Raw genomic sequence first — 2,753 nt, 5'->3', positions numbered from 1 at the left:
CTATCTATTGTAGCTATGGCACAAAGAAAAAGAATGCACATGTACTGCACTCTTTTTTAGTAACTCCTATATCAATTTTTCACCACAGTCAGCTCCTCCATTATTAGAAGACTAGACTTTACGCTTCTGAATTTATTATTCTGCAGTACATCAGCTTTTGCAGCTATATTTAACAACACTCTTACTATCATCCTATTTCGAGTTAAAATTAAAGACCTAATACTCCGACAATCTGACATGCCTTAAAATTCACAATATGATAATACATCTCTAATCCCCTTCTTTCTGAGCGAAGAATTTTCCCACGCATTTTAGATAAATGCTGAGATACGGTAGATTGAGGAACATCTAATAGCTCTGTTAACTGTGTTACATTACAAATTTTGTGGTGTTCTAGCTCCTTCACAATTTGTAATCTAACTGGATGGGCCATGATTTTTAATAGTTCTATATCCGCCTCTGGAATTTTGTACATTTCATTACTTACTTGCATTGTTGTCATTTTTTATTTCTCCTTTTTTAATTTCTTTATATTTTTTATCTATTTATAGGTATTTTTTGTTTATTCGAGCATATTGTTCATAATCGCTGTATTGTTTATTCTTTTGTCTCTCTCAGATTTAATATATAGAAGTATTATGATAGCTAAAAATCCAACAAAAGATAGCATAGGTATCGAGATGAAACCGAATAAATTTAAGTAATCTTTTGTGCAAGAAACTCCTACTGAACAAATCTGTATCTCACTATTAGGAAACGCTTGAATTGTAATTTGATATACAGATAACATTAAACCGATACACGCAAATGGAAATGCATACGTGCGAATCTTTTCTATATATCCCTACCCCCAATATTAATACTAATGGATACATGGCCATTCTTTGGTACCAGCACAAATCACATGGCGGCAGCTTCATCCATTCACTAAAAAACAAACTAATTAACATTGCACTAGTAGCTATCGTCCAAGCAATTACAATGTGATACTTTTGAATGATCAACATCTTATTTTCGCCTCACCTATTTTTTAAAATACAAAACATTTGCTAGTATATGACTAGTTTATTTCCGTGTTTCGAGTACCCTGTTTCAATAGAAAGTATCCAATCATTGATATCTTCTCAGTCGTATCCCCTCTCTTTTAATTCTAGAGGGAAAAGATTTTCAAAATCACCACGCATTTCGTACATGGTTTCTAATGCTTTTTCTAGCGAACCAAATCTATATACTATGTGTGTATGTACTTTTTTGTTTTTCTTTTCTCCTACAACTAAATATACATACCGTCTTTCTTTCGCTAAAACAAACTTTAAAAATCCAGGTACTTGACTCACCTTTCACACTCCTTTTCGGCTTTCCTTACCAAACTTAAAAGGATACGAGTAAGGAAAACTATTTAGCTTTAATTACCAATTTAATAAATGTCCCGTTTTTTTGCTTTGAAAATACAAGAAAACGCTCATCATCACAATATTTATTACACCTGCTGCAGCACCAATTTTGGAGATAACATACACATATTCATTATTACTAAATGGCAATAGACTCGCGAAAATAAATAAAATTGAAATGATAAAGGATAAGAGCATATTTCTTTTGTTTTCATTCATTCAAAAAACCTCCATTTTGCACAAATATTTGTATTGCAATGGGTTAGGGTGTTAAGCTGCATCTTTACGGTTATAATGCTGGTTCTTTTCATCTACAAAGCCTTTAATGCTCCATACGCCAACCTTTGATTCTTTTGCTTCATTTTCTGCTTCTTTCATTTCAGATAGAATTGTAGTATTAGGTCTAGAAATATAGGCTATAATCCCATAACCCGACTTGACCATTAATTCGTTGATGTGTATTCCATCGCAAAATACATAAGCCAATTTTCTACCGTATTTGTCTTCTTTTGGTCCCCGATCATAAACAAATGTTACACTTTTCCCTTCTAGCTGTTTCTTTAAAAAGGAAGATGGTTCTTTTTCCATCTTTTGTGGTGGAATTTTTTGAGATACAGACTCAGGGGTATCTAATAACAGTAACCTTACCATCTGTTTCTGCCCCTTTACGTTTACGTCTATTGTATCTCCGTCTTTTATATGTAATACCTTCCCTTTAACGGTCTCTAAGTCTTTTAATTTCCCCTTATAATCCCCTGGAATATCAACAATACCTTTCCCTTCTACGTGCTGTTGTATTCCGTTTTGTACTGCTTGGGCAGGTCTCGAATCATTTTTTGTTTGCGTCGAATTGCTATATGCTGTCATTTGAAATACAAATGATGTTATACAAATAGCCTTAATTCATATTTTCATATCGGAAATTCTTCCTCCTAATCAAAATACGTAAATAGCTACATCTAATAAACAAACGGACTCTCTATTGTATTTACTTCTCGATAATTACAACATAGGCAATACTGTATCCATTTTGGATAATCATTATAAAGTGCTCTAAATGAGCGTTTTTTACAATTCGGGCATATTGACACTATGTTTTTTTCATTCTCTTCCTGACTTTTCAATTTTTCAAAAGAAACATTAGTAGATGCTATATTACTGGTACACAATATACATCCCCCTTTTCAGTCTTGAAATCTTAAAAACAAATAAAAAAGGACACACCTATCGCATATGTATGCGTAGGTGTGTCCTTTTGCAAGATAGTTTTAGAAGTATTTTGTTACTTTCATCATATCATACTTCTTTTTAATTTTATATACGGAATTAAAGATTTTACGATATTATTTCTTTTTCTCA

4 protein-coding genes and 2 pseudogenes are annotated in these 2,753 nt (G+C 32.4%); all 6 read right to left on the bottom strand.

Features of this window, described 5'->3' with window-relative positions; translation table 11 throughout:
- Positions 1-208: 208 nt before the first annotated feature.
- The gene (locus ABWK52_RS22030) at positions 209-502 is read right to left on the bottom strand and encodes an ArsR/SmtB family transcription factor (RefSeq protein WP_098542434.1); all 294 of its coding nucleotides are present in this window, start codon (positions 500-502) and stop codon (positions 209-211) included.
- 60 nt (positions 503-562) lie between these two features.
- A pseudogene (locus ABWK52_RS22025) lies at positions 563-1,007 on the bottom strand (disulfide bond formation protein B).
- A 42-nt stretch (positions 1,008-1,049) separates the two neighbouring features.
- A pseudogene (locus ABWK52_RS22020) lies at positions 1,050-1,337 on the bottom strand (hypothetical protein).
- A 72-nt stretch (positions 1,338-1,409) separates the two neighbouring features.
- The gene (locus tag ABWK52_RS22015; RefSeq protein WP_001004894.1) at positions 1,410-1,613 is read right to left on the bottom strand and encodes a hypothetical protein; all 204 of its coding nucleotides are present in this window, start codon (positions 1,611-1,613) and stop codon (positions 1,410-1,412) included.
- 51 nt (positions 1,614-1,664) lie between these two features.
- Positions 1,665-2,261: a thermonuclease family protein gene (locus ABWK52_RS22010; RefSeq protein ID WP_098542436.1), complete on the bottom strand. Its 597-nt coding sequence runs from the start codon at positions 2,259-2,261 to the stop codon at positions 1,665-1,667.
- A 92-nt stretch (positions 2,262-2,353) separates the two neighbouring features.
- Positions 2,354-2,563, bottom strand: a complete 210-nt coding sequence (locus ABWK52_RS22005) for a hypothetical protein (RefSeq protein WP_000337626.1) — start codon at positions 2,561-2,563, stop codon at positions 2,354-2,356.
- Between the last annotated feature and the right edge of the window lie 190 nt (positions 2,564-2,753).

Origin of the sequence: Bacillus sp. AP50 (genome assembly GCF_040492675.1) — a bacterium.
GTDB lineage: Bacteria > Bacillota > Bacilli > Bacillales > Bacillaceae_G > Bacillus_A > Bacillus_A cereus.
The sequence above is the reverse complement of the archived record's forward strand: the minus strand, read 5'-3'. Positions and strand labels throughout refer to the sequence as shown.